Here is a 13,761-nt window from a genome sequence, read left to right as displayed (position 1 = left end):
CGGCGGGGCGGCGCGAACCGGCCGCGGTTACCGGTGTACGGGCAGGGTGAGAGGCACGGCCAGTAGACAACGGCCCGGCGGGGGCAGCCAGTCCGCGTCCGGTCGGTCCGAAGGTCGGCGCACCTCACTCTCGCCCCACCGGCCGGGGAGGGCCTGGGAGCATCGGGGCGCGGCGTATGCCGCGCCCCGATTTCTGTTCCCGCCCGTTCAGTTGTCCCGGGTGTAGGACTCCAGCAGGTCGGCCAGCCGGCGTGGCTGGCTCAACGCCAGCAGGTGCCCGCCGGGCAGCTCGTCGGGGCGCACACCGAGACGCTCGACGGCCAGGCGGCGCTGGAAGTCCGCCGGGAAGAACCGGTCGTCGCGGCCGGTCACCACCCGCGTCGGCACGTCCGGCCAGCGGCGCAGCGGGTTCGGCCCGACGAACACCGCCTCCGACTCCGGCTCGCCCGCGCCGTCGAGCAGCCGGGCGGTCACCTCGGCGGGCACGTCGTGGAAGAAGTCCACCGCCAGGTCGACGCCGGCGTGCGGGTCGCGGCCCTGCGCGGCGGCGTACGCGGCGCGGGCCGGGCCGTGGCCGGTGGCCGCCCACCAGTCCCCGGCGGTCTCACCCGGCGCGGGCACCATCGGGTTGAGCAGCACCAGCAGCCGCACCGCCGGATGGTCGGCGACCAGCGGGGCGGTGAACGCGCCCAGCGACTGCGCCACCAGCACCACCCGCGGGTGGGGGTCGACGGCGGCGCGGACCACGGCCGCGTACTCGGGCAGCGCGGCGTGCGGGTCGGCGGCGGGCAGCGCCACCGCCACCGCCTCCCGGCCCCGCCGGCGCAGCTCGTCGACCAGCAGGTGCCAGTAGTCGGCGCTGCCGCCGGCGCCGGGTATCAGCACGTACGTCACGGTCGGGGCGCTGTCATGCCGGTCACCCTGCCAGCCGGGTACGACACGACCCGGTCCGGCCGGCGGCAACCCCCTCCGCCGGCCGGGTAGCCTTCGGCGCGTGATCGTGGTGAGGTGCCGGTGACGACGCTCGACCGGGATGAGACCCGGGCCGCCGAGGTGGCCGGCCGCGCGGACGTACCGCGCGCGCTGCCGGTGCGGCTGGCCGTGCCCGCCGCCGTGCTCGCCGGCCTGGCGATGCTGCTGGCGTTCCCCCCGTACGGGGTGTGGCCGCTGGCCCCGGTGGGGGTGGCGCTGCTGGGCGCGGCGGCGCATCGGCGGCGGCTGCGCGCCGGCGCCGGCCTGGGCTTCCTGACCGGGGTGGCGCTGTTCGCGCCGATGCTGGAGTGGACCAACCTGCACACCGGCTACCTGCCGTGGGTGCTGCTGTCGCTGCTGCAGGCCGGCTACCTGGCGCTGCTCGGCGCCGCGACCGCGTGGGTGTCGCCGCTGGTCGACCGGCGCCGCTGGTCGTGGCCGGTGGTGACCGGGCTGCTCTGGGTGGCGCAGGAGGCGCTGCGCGACCGCACCCCGTTCGGCGGGTTCCCGTGGGGGCGGCTGGCGTTCAGCCAGGACACCTCCCCGCTGCTGCGGCTGGCCTGGCTCGGTGGCGCGCCGCTGGTGACGTTCGCCGTGGCGCTGACCGGTGGGCTGCTGCTCGCCGCCGGGTGGCGACGCTGGCCGGGCCGTGACCGGCGCGGCTGGGCGCCGGTGGCGCTGCTGGTGGCGTCGGCCCTGGCGCTGACCGGCGGGGCGCTGCTGGTGCCCACCGGCGCCGCCGGCACCGGCCGGACCGTCACCGTCGCGGTCGTGCAGGGCAACGTGCCCCGCCTCGGGTTGGACTTCAACGCCCAACGCCAGGCGGTGCTCAACAACCACGTCGACGCCACCCTGGAACTGGCCGCCGGGGTCGACGCCGGCACGCGGCCCCGCCCCGACCTGGTGGTGTGGCCGGAGAACTCCTCCGACATCGACCCGCTGCGCAACGCCGCCGCCGGGGAGCGGATCTCCCAGGCCGCCGACGCGATCGGCGCGCCGATCCTGGTCGGCGCGGTGCTGCTCGGCCCCGACCGGGGACAGGTGCGCAACGCGGGGATCCTGTGGCGCCCGGGCACCGGGGCGGACCTGTCCCAGCTGTACACCAAACGGCACCCCGTCCCGTTCGCCGAGTACGTGCCGCTGCGCACGATCGCCCGGATGGTCAGCAAGCAGGTCGACCTCGTCCGCAACGACTTCGTGCCCGGTGAGCGTCCCGGCGTGGTCCGGTCCGGGCCGGCGGTGCTCGGCGACGTGATCTGCTTCGAGGTCGCCTACGACGGCCTGGTGCGCGACACCGTCGACGGTGGGGCGCAGCTGCTGGTGGTGCAGACCAACAACGCCACCTTCGACGTCGCCGAGGCCCGCCAGCAGCTGGCGATGGTGCGGCTGCGGGCCGTCGAGCACGGCCGGGGCGCGTTGATGGCCTCCACGGTCGGGGTGTCCGGGTTCGTGACCCCCGACGGGCGGGTAAGCGGCGCCACCGGGTTCAACACCCGCGCGGTGGTGCTGCGTCAGATGGCGCTCGCCGACGGGCGTACCCCGGCCACCCGGGCGGGTGTGTGGCCGGAGCTGGCCCTGGCCGGGCTCGCGGTGGCGGTCCTGGTGGCCGCCGGCGGGCTGCGCCGCCGCCGGGAGGTCGACGCCGGTCGGTGAGGCCGGGGCAGCTGCGGAAGGGGTGCGGTGAGCGAGCCAGTGCCGGTGGGCCACCCCGGGGTGGGGCGCGTGCTGGTGGTGATCCCCACCTACAACGAGGCGGAGAACCTCCCCGACGTCGTCGCCCGGGTCCGCGTCGCCGCGCCGGCGGTGGACATCCTCGTCGCCGACGACAACAGCCCCGACGGCACCGGCGCCCTCGCCGAGGCGATGGCGGCCACCGACCCGCACGTCAACGTGCTGCACCGTCCCGGCAAGGAGGGTCTCGGCGCGGCGTACCTGGCCGGGTTCGGGTGGGCGCGCCGGCGCGGCTACGACGCGGTGGTGGAGATGGACGCCGACGGCTCGCACGCCCCGGAGGACCTGCCCGCCCTGCTGGCCGCCGCCCGTGACGCCGACGTGGTCATCGGCTCCCGGTGGACTCGCGGGGCGCGGGTGCTGAACTGGCCGCTGCGGCGGCTGCTGCTGTCGCGCTGCGGCAACCTGTACGCGCGGTTGGCGCTGGGCATGCCGGTCTCCGACGCCACCGGCGGCTACCGGGTGTACCGGTCGACGGCGCTGACGGCGATGGAGCTGGAGTCGGTCTGCTCGCAGGGCTACTCGTTCCAGGTGGAGCTGTCGCGGCTGGCGCACCGGGCCGGGGTGCGGATCGTGGAGGTGCCGATCACGTTCGCCGAACGGGAGCGCGGCGCGAGCAAGATGAGCCCGCTGATCGTGGCGGAGGCGCTGTGGCGGATCACCACCTGGGGGCTGCGGGACCGGCGGGCGGCGGCGTGGCCCGGCCGGCGGGTCGCGGGCCGGTGGCCGTGACGCCCGGGCGTGTCATGCTGGAGGGGCGGGGTTTCCGCCCCGTGTCCGGTTCACGGCGGCGTCGTCGACCGGGCGCCGCGCGACGCGGATGAGGTGAGATGCGCCGATACGTGAGGTTCGTGCCACCGGCCCTGCTGCTGGCGGTGGTGCTGGAGCTGGCGGTCTTCGTCGGGGTGGGCCGGGCGATCGGGTTCGGCTCGGCGGTGCTGCTGGTGTTCGCGGCGTCACTGCTCGGGCTGGTACTGCTGCGCCGGGAGGGGATGCGCGCCTGGCGCGGGTTCCGCTCGTCGGTGGAGGCCCGGCAGCCGCCCGGTCGGCAGGTCACCGACGGCCTGGTGGGGCTGCTGGGGGCGCTGCTGCTGGCCACCCCGGGCCTGGTCAGCGGCGTGGTGGGGCTGTTGCTGCTGGTGCCGCCGGTGCGCCGGCTGGCCCGCGCCGGGGTGCAACGTGCCGCCGAGCGCCGGGTGTCGTCGATGGTCGCCGGTGACCTGTTCGGCCCGCGCACCGTGCGGGTGCGCCGCGGCGCCAGCCGGCCCGCGTCGGAGCCGACGGTCGACGGGCAGGTCGTCGACGCGGGCCCGCCGCAGGTCGTCGACGGGGGTCGGGCCATCGAGGGTGAGATCGTCGAGCCACGCCGCCCCTGACACACATACGACGGCGCCCCCGGGAGATATCTCCCGGGGGCGCCGTTCGTCGTCAGGTGGAGCGCTCAGGCGCGGCCGCGGCGGGTACGGACCTCCTGCAGCCGCTCGGCGAGGATGTCCTCCAGCTCGGCGATGGAGCGCCGCTCCAGCAGCATGTCCCAGTGGGTACGCGGCGGCTTGGCCTTCTTCTGCTCCGGCTCGGTGCCGTCGACCAGCCGGGCGACGCTGCCGTCGAACTTGCACTCCCAGGTCGTGGGGACCTCGGCGTCGACAGCGAACGGCACCTCGAACTGGTGACCCTTGGCGCACAGGTACTCGCGGGTCTGACGCGGCGCGAGCTCCGTGTTGCGGTCGGATTCGTAGCTGACCGCGCCCAGCCGGCTACCGCGCAGCATACGCTCGCCCATGATCGACTTCCCCTCGTTCGTGGTGCTGGTCTACTCGTGTAACGGCCCGTCGCCCCCGCGGCATTCCCGCCCGGCTGGGTGATCCGGCCGGTGGCCCCTGCAAGGGTAACCGGCCACGGGCGAGACCCGGCGGGGTCGTCCCCGGCCGGGTCGAATCGGTGGAGTGTTTCGGCGCTCACCGGGGATGTTAGCCGCCCCATGTTGGGAGGAGGTGACGATGACCAGTGACACGCCGGTCGACGCCCGACCGCCGGGCGGGAAGACCTTCTTCGGCCATCCCCGCGCGCTGTCGACGCTGTTCCTCACCGAGATGTGGGAGCGGTTCAGCTTCTACGGCATGCGCGCCATCCTGGTGCTCTACCTGACCGCCGCGGTCGCCGAGGACGGCCTGGGCATGCGGGAGTCCACCGCCAACGCCGTCTATGGCACCTACAACGCCATGGTCTACCTAATGGCGCTGCCCGGCGGCTGGGTCGCCGACCGGTTGATCGGGGCCCGCCGCAGCGTGCTGTGGGGCGGCGTGGTCATCGCCGTCGGGCACTACGTGATGGCGATCCCCGCCCGGTGGAGCGTGTTCGCCGGGATGACCCTGATCGTGCTCGGCACCGGGCTGCTCAAACCCAACATCTCGACCATGGTCGGCTCGCTCTACGACCGCGACTCGCCCCGCCGCGACGCCGGCTTCTCCATCTTCTACATGGGCATCAACCTGGGCGCGTTCATCGCCCCGCTGGTCACCGGCTTCCTCGGCGAGAAGATCAACTGGCATTTGGGGTTCGGTGCCGCCGCGATCGGCATGACCTTCGGCGTGCTCCAGTACGTGCTGGGCCGGCGCAACCTCGGCGACGCCGGCGAGCGCCCCGCCGACCCGCTGCTGGGCGCCGACCGGCGCCGCGCGCTGACCCGCGTCGGAATCGGCGTCGTGGTGCTGCTGGTGGTGCTCGCCGCGCTCGCCCTGGCCGACCTGTTCACCGTCAACACCGTGGTCAACACCCTCACCGTCGCCACCGTGCTGATCACCATCGGCTATTTTGCGCGGATCATCACCGACCGGGAGATCAGCAACACCGAACGCAGCCGGATGAAGGCGTACCTGTGGCTGTTCGTCTTCGCCGCCGCCTTCTGGCTGATCTACGACCAGGCCGGATCGGTGCTGAACATCTTCGCCGCCGACCGGACCGACCGGGACGTGCTCGGCTTCACCTTCCCCGCCTCGTGGCTCCAGTCGGTCAACCCGATCCTGATCATCATCGGGGCGCCGCTGTTCGCCTGGCTCTGGCTGCGCCTGGGCCACCGGGTGTCCACGCCGGTGAAGTTCGCCGTCGGCCTGGTCCTCAACGGCCTGTCGTTCGTGCTGATGGCCGCCGCCGCGCAGGCCGCCGTCGGTGGGGACCTGGTCTCCCCGTGGTGGCTGGTCGCCGTGTACGCCATCCAGGTCGCCGGTGAGCTCTCGCTGAGCCCGGTGGGCCTGTCCGCCACCACCAAGCTCGCCCCGGTCAAGTACGCCAGCCAGATGATGGGCCTGTGGTTCCTCGCCACCGCCGTCGGCGACGCCATCGGCGGGCAGGTGGCCCGGCTCGCCGAGACCTGGCCCGAGCCGACCTACTTCCTCACCTTCGGCCTGGCCTCGGTCCTGCTCGGCCTCGGCGCGGTGATGTTCACCCGGCACATCTCCCGGCTGATGGCCGGCATCCACTGACCACGTCCGGCCGGCGCCCGGCGCCGCGCGGGGCCGCCCCGCGGCGCGTGGTGGGGATACGATCCGCGCCATGGCCCGCACCACAATCCACCCCGGCGCCTGCCCGCTGGACTGCCCGGACACCTGCACCTGGCAGCTCACCGTCACCGACGGCAGGGCGGTGGCGCTGCGCGGCGACCGGGACCACCCGTTCACCCGGGGCGCGCTGTGCGGCAAGGTCAACCGCTACCTCGACGCGGTCAACGGGCCCGACCGGCTCACCCGGCCGCTGGTGCGGGTCGGGCCCAAGGGCGTCGGGCCGGTGTCGTACCGGCCGGCGAGCTGGGACGAGGCGCTGCAACGGGTGGCGGCCGGGCTGCGTGCCACCATCGACGCCGACGGGCCGCAGGCGATCCTGCCGTACTACTTCGCCGGCACGATGGGCCTGGTGCAGGGCTGGACGATGGGGCCTCGGCTCTTCGCCCACCTGGGCGCGTCGCGGCTGCGCACCACCATCTGCACCGCCGCCGCCCGCGCCGCCCTCCAGTCGATCTACGGCGGGTCGGTCGGCTTCGAACCGGAGTCGATCGTGGACGCCCGGCTGATCGTGCTGTGGGGCGCGAACCTGCTCTCGACGAACCTGCACCACTGGCCGTTCGTGCAGGAGGCGCAGCGGCGCGGCGCGTATGTCGTGACGATCGACCCGCTGCGCACCGACACCGCCGCGCGCAGCGACGAGCACGTCGCGCCGCTGCCCGGCACCGACGCCGCCCTCGCGCTGGGGCTGATGCGCCACATCCGCGACCTCGGTGGCGTCGACCGGGAGTGGCGGGACGCGCACACCACCGGCGGGGAACGGCTCGACGCCCGCCTCGACGAGTGGCCGGTGGAACGCGCCGCCGCCGAGTGCGGTCTCGACGCCGACGTGCTGCGCCGGCTCGGCGCGCGGATCGCCGGCACCCGGCCCACCGCCATCCGGGTCGGGTTGGGCCTGCAACGGCACGCCGGCGCCGGCCAGGCCGTCCGGGCCATCGCCGCGATCCCGCTGCTGACCGGCGACTTCCGCTACCCGGGCGGCGGGGCGCTGGTCACCACCTCCGGGCACCACCGGATCGACCCCGACCGGGTGGCCCGCCCGGCCGACCTGCCCACCCCGCCGGCCCGCTCGATCAACATGAGCCGGCTCGCCGCCGCGCTGACCGGCGAGGCCGACCCGCCGGTCACCTCGCTGGTGGTGTTCGACGCCAACCCGGCCGCCACCGTCCCCGACCAGAACCGGCTGCGCGCCGGGCTGGGCCGGGCCGACCTGTTCACCGTGGTGCTGGAACAGCGCTGGACGGACACCTGCGACTGGGCCGACGTGGTGCTGCCGGCCACCATGCAGCCCGAACACCTCGACCTGCACACCTCCTACGGGCACCACTACGCGACGCTGAACCTGCCGGCGAGCACCCCGCCGGGGGAGGCGCTGCCGAACACGGAGATCTTCCGCCGCATCGCCGCCGCCCTCGGCCTGACCCATCCCCGGCTGCGCGACACCGACGAGGACCTGGCCCGGCAGCTGCTCGACGGCGCCGGGGTCGGCTTCGAGGAGTTGCGCGAGCACACCTACGCGCGGGCCACCGGCGTCGACGTCGGCGCCGCCCCGTACGCCAAGGGCGGCTTCCCCACCCGCGACGGGCGGGCCCGGTTCTACGACCCGCAGCTCACCGGGCAGGGCGTCGACCCGCTGATCGGCTACACCCCGCCGGTGGAGGCCGCCGACCCGCAGCTGGCGCGCCGGTTCCCGCTGGCGCTGATCTCCCCGGCCGGCCGGTTCCTGATGAACTCCACCTTCGCCTCGCTGCCGTGGCACCTCGACCGCACCGGCCCGCCCCGCATCCACCTGCACCCCGTCGACGCGGCGGCCCGGGGCCTGGCCGACGGCGACGCGGCGCGGGTGCACAACGACCGGGGCGCGTTCCTGGCCACCGTCGCGGTGGACGAGGCCACCCGGCCGGGGCTGGCGTTCACCTACAAGGCGTACTGGGCGCGGCTGAGCCCCGGCGGCAGCACCGTCAACGCGGTCACCGCCGTCCGCGACACCGACCTGGGTGGCGGGCCGACGTTCCACGACACCAGGGTGCAGGTCGAGGCCGCACCGGCCGAGGCACCGGCTCAGCCTGCCTGAGGCGGCGCGCCGAGCCGGGCCAGCGCGGCAGCCAGGTCGCTGACCTGGTCGGCGAGCTGCGCGGCCCGCCGCTGGGCGGCGTCCCGGTCGGCCTCGGCGGCGCGCAGCCGTACCTCGATCCCGGTCAGCTTGGCCTGCGCGGCGTCGCCGCCGCGGCGGGCCTCGGCCAGCTCGGCCGCCAGCGCGTCGCGCTGCGCGGCGGCCCCGGCGGCCTCCTCGCGGGCGCGGGCCGACACCGCGGCGGCCTCCTCGCGGGCGGCGTCGGCCGCCGCCCGCGCGGCGTCCCGGTCAGCGGCCGCGGCGGCGGCCTCCGCGTGCGCTCGCCGGGCCTGCTCGGCGTGCCGGTCGGCCTCGGTACGCGCCCGCTCCGCCTCGGTACGAGCCCGCGCCGCCTCGGCCGCGGCCCGCTCGGCCTGCCGCACCGCCTCTGCGGCGGCGGCGGTGGCCCGCTGGGCGTCGGCGCAAGCGGCGTCGCGTTCGACGGTCAGGTCGGCGGCGCGCTGCCGGTCGGTGTCCCGCTCGGCGCGCAGGCCGCGCAGCTCGTGGCGGGCGGCGTCGCGGTCCCGTTCGGCCTGGGCGCGCAGCGCCTCCGCGGCGCTGGCCTCGCGGCGGGCGACGTCCCGGTCCGCCTCGGCGCGGTCGGCGCGCTCCCGCGCGGCGGCGGTCCGCGCGTCGGCCTGCTCGGCGCGGGCCAAGGCGGCGTCACGGTCGGCGGCGGCGGCCCGGGCCTCCTGCCGGGCGCGGGTGGCCTCGGCGGCCGCGGTCTCGGCGTCCGTGCGGGCCTCGTCGCGCTCGGTGTGCGCCCGGGCGACGTCGGCGGCGGTCTCGGCGCGCAGCTGGGCGAGCTGGCGTTCCACCCCGGCCGGGGAGAGCTCGGCGTGCAGCGCCTCGGTCAGCGTCTCGACGATCTGGTCGAGCCGGTCCACCGCCTCCCAGGTGCGGGCCACCTGCCCCGGCAGGCCGGGGGCGGTGCGGTGCCGCATCCGGGAGTTACGGGAGGCCCGCTGGCAGGCGCCGTCGTTGTCCCGGCAGTAGCGGAACGGCCGGCCGGCGCCGACGCGCTGCGGCACGTCCCGTCCACAGTGGGCGCAGGGGCGGGTGTCGGCGGGGGCGGGCTGGGCGTCCATCGAGGCGGAAGTCTAGTGCCGGCGCCGGGACGGTCAGTTTCCGGCGCGGGCGGTGCGGTCCAGGGTGTAGCGGCGTTGCAGCAGCAGCGCCGCGAGCATCGCGGCGGCGGGCAGCAGCCCGAAGCCCCAGCGGATCGCGTCCAGCGCCGCGTCGGGCTGGGTGACGCTCTGCCCGGCGGTGGAGGCGACGAACCCGCCGGCGGCCAGGCAGAGCGCGTACGCCCAGGGGCCCAGCGCCGCGCCGGTGGCCTCGGTGGCCGTCCACACCCCGGTGTAGGTGCCGGCGGCGCCGGTGCCGGCGCGGATCACGTCGGGCACCATCGAGAACGGCAGCAGCTGCATGCCGGCGAAGGCCACCCCGAGCACCGCCACCGCGGCCACCAGCACCGGCAGCCCCGCCGGCCGGCCCACCGCCAGCACCAGCGACCCGGCGGCGAACGCGCCCTGCGCGCCCAGCAGCGCCCGCTGCTTGCCGACCCGACGGGCCACCGCCAGCCAGCCGGGGGTGACCAGCAGCGCCGGGGCGACGAACGCGGCCACCAGCACCGTGGTCAGGCCCGGGCGGCCCAGCTCGTACTCGGCGTAGTAGGGCACCCCGGCCAGCACCAGGTGGGTGGTGGTGGACATGGCCAGGTAGGCGGCGACCAGCCAGCGGAACTGCCGGTCGCGCAGGGCGGCGGCGAGCGCCCGCCAGCCGCCGGCGTGCGGGGCGGCGCTCGCGGCGGCGGCCCGGCGCAACCGGGCGATGCCGGCGACGCCGACCAGCATGGCGGCCAGCATCCCGGCGGCGAGCAGCACGCCCATCCGCTGGTAGCCGCCCCGGGTGGCGGCGTCCCCGCCGGCCAGCAGCGGGGCCAGCAGGCCGGAGACGAGGATGCCGAGCGTCAGCACCACCATCCGGAAGGCCATCAGCCGGGTCCGCTCGTGGTAGCCGATCCGCAGGTCGGCGGGGGTGGCCAGGTAGGGGACCTGGTAGGCGGCGAAGAGCAGGTTGCCGGCGACGAAGAGGACCGCGACCCAGGCGGCGGCGGGCGCGCCGGTCAGCCCGCCGGGCACCGCGAAGAGCGCCGCGAAGGCCACCGGCAGGGCGCAGCCGAGCAGCAGCAGCCGCCGCCGGTCGCCGCGGCGGGCCTGTTCGACGTCGCAGCGGTGCCCGACCCACGGGTGCAGCAGCACGTCGGCGACCTTGGGCAGCAGCAGCGCCAACCCGGCCAGCCAGGGGGCGACGGCCAGCACGTCGGTGAGGAAGTAGAGCAGCAGCAGGCCGGGCACGGTGACCCAGATGCCCATGCCGAGCGAGCCGGCGGCGAAGCCGAGCAGCGGACCGCGGGGCAGGGCCGCCGCGTCCGCGCTGGTCGGCTGCTGGTCGAGCCCGGTCATGCCGCGTCTCCTCCCGGCCAATCCAACGGATGCTGGATTGTAGGGGCACAATGGCCGGCATGACCATGCCCCGACGCCGCCCGGGCCGTCCCCGCCGTGACGAGACCCGGCAGACCCGTGAGGTGGTGCTCGCCGCGGCGACTGAGCTGTTCGCCCGACGGGGCTTCGATGCCGTCGGGCTCCGGGAGGTCGCCGCCGCCGCCGGCGTCGACGTGGCCACGGTCTCGCACCACACGGGTACGAAGGCGCAGCTCTACGACGCCTGCTTCGCGCGGGTGTTCGCCGCCGAGCGGGCGGCCCTGGAGGAGGCGACGGCGCGGGCCCGGGCGGCTCTGGACGCGGGGCCGGGCGAGGCGTTGCGGGCGCTGCACGAGCTGGTCGACGTGTTCGTGGACTTCCTGGAGGACCGGCCGGAGACCACCGCGCTGTGGCTGCGCCGCTGGTTGGAGCCGCAGCGTCACGCCGAGCTGGACGAGCGGTACGCGGCGCCGCTGTACCGGCTGGTCGCCGAGCTGCTCACCGCCGCCGCGGCGACCGGCGCGCTGGCCGAACCCACCCCGCACGTCACCGTGCGCAGCCTGGTCTGGGCGGTGCACGGGCACGTGGTGGCCCTGGCCGCCGGCGGCGGATCGCAGGCCCGCGAGCGCCGCGAGTTCCGCGCCTTCGTGCACCGCTTCCTCGACGGCCTGTACGGCTCTTGACGCGCGGCCCCACCCACGACCATTATCCGACAGTCGTTGGATTTGGCGGGGGAGGGGAGGCGGGGATGGGCGCACCACCGTCCGTAGCGGTGATCGGGGCGGGCGCGGCCGGGCTGGCCACCCTCAAGGCCCTCGCCGACGCCGGCGTGCCCGCGGTCTGCTTCGAGGCCGGCGACCGGGTCGGCGGCCTGTGGGTCTACGGGTCGCCCGGCTCACCGGCGTACCGGACGCTGCACCTGAACACCAGCAGGAGGCGGACCGAGTTCGCCGACCACCCGATGCCGGCGCACTGGCCCGACTATCCCGACCACACCCGGGTCGCCGACTGGCTCGCCGACTACGCCGACCGGTTCGGCCTGCACGAGGCGGTACGGCTGCGGCACACCGTCGACCGGGCCGTCCCCGAGGTCGGCGGCCGGTGGACCGTGCACGCCGACGGACCCGACGGGCCGGTCAGCGTCACCGTGGCCGCCGTGGTCGTCGCCAACGGGCACAACCGGGTGCCCAAGTCCCCGGGCCCGCCGCCACCGGGCACCTGCACCGCCCGGCAGCTGCACAGCCACGCCTACCGGGGGCCGGAACAGCTCGCCGGCCGCCGGGTGCTGGTCGTCGGCGGCGGCAACTCCGCGATGGACATCGCCGTCGACGCCTCGTACGCCGCCGCGCGCACCCTGCTGTCGCTGCGCCGCGGCGTGTGGGTGGTGCCCAAGCACCTGCTGGGCCGCCCGTCGGACACCCTCAACGGGGCGCTGGCCCGCCGGCTGCCGTGGCGGCTGCGCCAACGGATCAGCCAGACCATGCTCACCGCCACCGTCGGACCCCCGACCCGCTACGGCCTGCCCGCCCCCGCCCACGGCTTCCTCCAGGACCACCCCACCCTCTCCGACGGGCTGCTGTCCCGCCTCACCCACGGCGAGATCGAGGTACGCCCCGGCATCGCCGGCTTCGACGGCGACCGGGCCACCTTCACCGACGGCCGCGCCGACGAGGTCGACCTGGTGATCTGGTGCACCGGCTACCGGGTGGACCTCCCGTTCCTGGACCCGGCGCTGCTCGGCGACCGGCCGGACGCCCTGCCGCTGTACCGGCACGTCTTTCACCCCGACGTGCCCGGCCTGGCCTTCGTCGGGCTGATGCAGTCCACCGGGGCGGCGTTCCCGCTCGTCGAGGCGCAGGCCCGGCTGGTCGCCGCCCAGCTCGCCGGCACGTACGCGCTGCCCGACCCGGCCCGGCAGCACGCCGACATCCGGGCGGAGCTGCGCGCGGCGACCGACCGCTGGGGCGACCGCCGCCCGGCGATGCGCGTCGACTTCGACGCCTACCTCGCCCAGCTCGCCCGGGAACTCGACGAGGGCGCCCGCCGGGCCGCCGCCACCACCCGGGTGCCGGCGTGAGCGCGCTGGCCGGCCGCCGGGCGGTCGTCACCGGCGCGCACGGCACCTTCGGCCGGCAACTCTGCGCCGCGCTGCACGCCGCCGGGGCGCGGGTCGTCGGCGTCGACCGCTACCCGGGGGTTGCCGCCGGCGTGCCCGTCCTCGGCTGCGACCTGACCGACCCGGCCGCCGTGCCGCCCGCCGTACGCGCCGTCGTCGACCGCCTCGGCGGGCTGGACCTGCTGGTCAACAACGCCGGCGTCGGCGGCCCCGCCCCGGCGGAGCTGCCTCCCGACGAGACGGTCCGCCAGCAGCTGGAGGTGAACCTGCTCGCCGCCTGGCGGACCACCGCCGCCGCGCTGCCCGACCTGGTCGCCGCCCGCGGCCGGGTGATCTTCGTGGCCAGCCGGATGGCGGTGCTGCCGCTGCCCCTCGCCGCCGCGTACGGGGTGAGTAAGCGGGCCCTGGTCGCCTACGCCGACGCGCTGCGCCACGAGGTCGGCACCCACGTCGGTGTCAGCGTCGTCTACCCGAGCATGGTCGCCTCACCGATCCACGACAGCACCGCCGAGGCCGGTCTGTCGCTGGGCGGGGTGTCCCGGATGGAACCCGTCGAGGGCGTGGTGGCGGCGATCCTGCGGGCGGCCACCGCCCGCCGGGCGCCCCGCGACGTGGCCACCACGACCCGGGGTCGGCTGGAGATGGCCCTCGCCCGGCACGCGCCCGCGCTGGCCGACCGGATGGTGCGCCGTACCGTCGCGCGCCGGATCGCCGCCGGTGACCTCGATGCGGCGCCGCTGGCCGCCGGGATGGTCCGCCGGCACCGCGACGCCACCGGCTAGCGTG

The 13,761-nt window shown here is 76.2% G+C and carries 12 protein-coding genes; 8 read left to right on the top strand and 4 right to left on the bottom strand.

Translation table 11 applies throughout. The features are described from left to right. Positions 1 to 207: 207 nt before the first annotated feature. Positions 208 to 894: an alpha/beta fold hydrolase gene (locus tag FHX75_RS05455; protein WP_154936952.1), complete on the bottom strand. Its 687-nt coding sequence runs from the start codon at positions 892 to 894 to the stop codon at positions 208 to 210. A 159-nt stretch (positions 895 to 1,053) separates the two neighbouring features. Here FHX75_RS05455 and lnt point away from each other — a divergent pair, with 159 nt between their 5' ends. The 3 genes from lnt to FHX75_RS05440 all read left to right on the top strand — a co-directional run bounded on the left by lnt (position 1,054) and on the right by FHX75_RS05440 (position 4,079). Beyond that, entirely contained in the window at positions 1,054 to 2,625 is a 1,572-nt protein-coding gene (gene lnt, locus FHX75_RS05450; protein ID WP_246157856.1) for an apolipoprotein N-acyltransferase, read from the top strand. A gap of 27 nt (positions 2,626 to 2,652) precedes the next feature. Beyond that, the gene (locus FHX75_RS05445) at positions 2,653 to 3,435 is read left to right on the top strand and encodes a polyprenol monophosphomannose synthase (protein WP_246157677.1); all 783 of its coding nucleotides are present in this window, start codon (positions 2,653 to 2,655) and stop codon (positions 3,433 to 3,435) included. A 98-nt stretch (positions 3,436 to 3,533) separates the two neighbouring features. Continuing rightward, positions 3,534 to 4,079, top strand: a complete 546-nt coding sequence (locus FHX75_RS05440; RefSeq protein WP_154936950.1) for an FxsA family protein — start codon at positions 3,534 to 3,536, stop codon at positions 4,077 to 4,079. 65 nt (positions 4,080 to 4,144) lie between these two features. On the opposite strand, the gene FHX75_RS05435 is transcribed toward FHX75_RS05440, so the two are convergent. Next, positions 4,145 to 4,486, bottom strand: coding sequence for an RNA polymerase-binding protein RbpA (locus FHX75_RS05435; protein WP_007070998.1), 342 nt, complete (start codon positions 4,484 to 4,486; stop codon positions 4,145 to 4,147). 217 nt (positions 4,487 to 4,703) lie between these two features. Between FHX75_RS05435 and FHX75_RS05430 the strand changes: the two genes are divergently transcribed. Both FHX75_RS05430 and FHX75_RS05425 read left to right on the top strand, forming a co-directional pair. Continuing rightward, positions 4,704 to 6,185, top strand: a complete 1,482-nt coding sequence (locus tag FHX75_RS05430) for a peptide MFS transporter (RefSeq protein WP_154936949.1) — start codon at positions 4,704 to 4,706, stop codon at positions 6,183 to 6,185. 70 nt (positions 6,186 to 6,255) lie between these two features. Continuing rightward, on the top strand, positions 6,256 to 8,334 hold the full coding sequence (locus tag FHX75_RS05425) for a molybdopterin-containing oxidoreductase family protein (protein ID WP_154936948.1): 2,079 nt from the start codon (positions 6,256 to 6,258) through the stop codon (positions 8,332 to 8,334). On the opposite strand, the gene FHX75_RS05420 is transcribed toward FHX75_RS05425, so the two are convergent. Then, a complete protein-coding gene (locus FHX75_RS05420; RefSeq protein WP_154936947.1) occupies positions 8,322 to 9,461 on the bottom strand; it encodes a hypothetical protein in 1,140 nt (379 codons plus the stop codon). The genes FHX75_RS05425 and FHX75_RS05420 overlap by 13 nt on opposite strands. A 33-nt stretch (positions 9,462 to 9,494) precedes the next feature. Continuing rightward, positions 9,495 to 10,841 (bottom strand): MFS transporter, encoded by a 1,347-nt coding sequence (locus FHX75_RS05415; protein ID WP_154936946.1) that lies wholly within the window; start codon positions 10,839 to 10,841, stop codon positions 9,495 to 9,497. 65 nt (positions 10,842 to 10,906) lie between these two features. Here FHX75_RS05415 and FHX75_RS05410 point away from each other — a divergent pair, with 65 nt between their 5' ends. From FHX75_RS05410 to FHX75_RS05400, 3 genes are all read left to right on the top strand, one after another. Continuing rightward, on the top strand, positions 10,907 to 11,542 hold the full coding sequence (locus FHX75_RS05410) for a TetR/AcrR family transcriptional regulator (protein ID WP_154938826.1): 636 nt from the start codon (positions 10,907 to 10,909) through the stop codon (positions 11,540 to 11,542). Positions 11,543 to 11,607: 65 nt separating this feature from the next. Next, positions 11,608 to 12,936 (top strand): flavin-containing monooxygenase, encoded by a 1,329-nt coding sequence (locus FHX75_RS05405; protein WP_154936945.1) that lies wholly within the window; start codon positions 11,608 to 11,610, stop codon positions 12,934 to 12,936. After that, complete coding sequence (locus FHX75_RS05400; protein WP_154936944.1) at positions 12,933 to 13,757, top strand: SDR family NAD(P)-dependent oxidoreductase; 825 nt, start codon at positions 12,933 to 12,935, stop codon at positions 13,755 to 13,757. The genes FHX75_RS05405 and FHX75_RS05400 overlap by 4 nt, the downstream gene beginning before the upstream one ends. The last annotated feature ends 4 nt before the right edge of the window (positions 13,758 to 13,761 follow it).

This window comes from Micromonospora palomenae (assembly GCF_007829925.1).
Taxonomy (GTDB): domain Bacteria; phylum Actinomycetota; class Actinomycetes; order Mycobacteriales; family Micromonosporaceae; genus Micromonospora; species Micromonospora purpureochromogenes.
Note: the sequence above shows the minus strand (reverse complement) of the source record. Positions and strands in the feature narration are given on the sequence as shown.

Excerpts from the sequence above, each read along its gene's own strand:
- FHX75_RS05440 (WP_154936950.1), top strand. The coding sequence starts at position 3,534 with ATGCGCCGATACGTGAGGTTCGTGCCACCGGCCCTGCTGCTGGCGGTG.
- FHX75_RS05435 (WP_007070998.1), bottom strand. The coding sequence starts at position 4,486 with ATGGGCGAGCGTATGCTGCGCGGTAGCCGGCTGGGCGCGGTCAGCTAC.
- FHX75_RS05430 (WP_154936949.1), top strand. The coding sequence starts at position 4,704 with ATGACCAGTGACACGCCGGTCGACGCCCGACCGCCGGGCGGGAAGACC.
- FHX75_RS05425 (WP_154936948.1), top strand. The coding sequence starts at position 6,256 with ATGGCCCGCACCACAATCCACCCCGGCGCCTGCCCGCTGGACTGCCCG.
- FHX75_RS05420 (WP_154936947.1), bottom strand. The coding sequence starts at position 9,461 with ATGGACGCCCAGCCCGCCCCCGCCGACACCCGCCCCTGCGCCCACTGT.
- FHX75_RS05415 (WP_154936946.1), bottom strand. The coding sequence starts at position 10,841 with ATGACCGGGCTCGACCAGCAGCCGACCAGCGCGGACGCGGCGGCCCTG.
- FHX75_RS05410 (WP_154938826.1), top strand. The coding sequence starts at position 10,907 with ATGCCCCGACGCCGCCCGGGCCGTCCCCGCCGTGACGAGACCCGGCAG.
- FHX75_RS05405 (WP_154936945.1), top strand. The coding sequence starts at position 11,608 with ATGGGCGCACCACCGTCCGTAGCGGTGATCGGGGCGGGCGCGGCCGGG.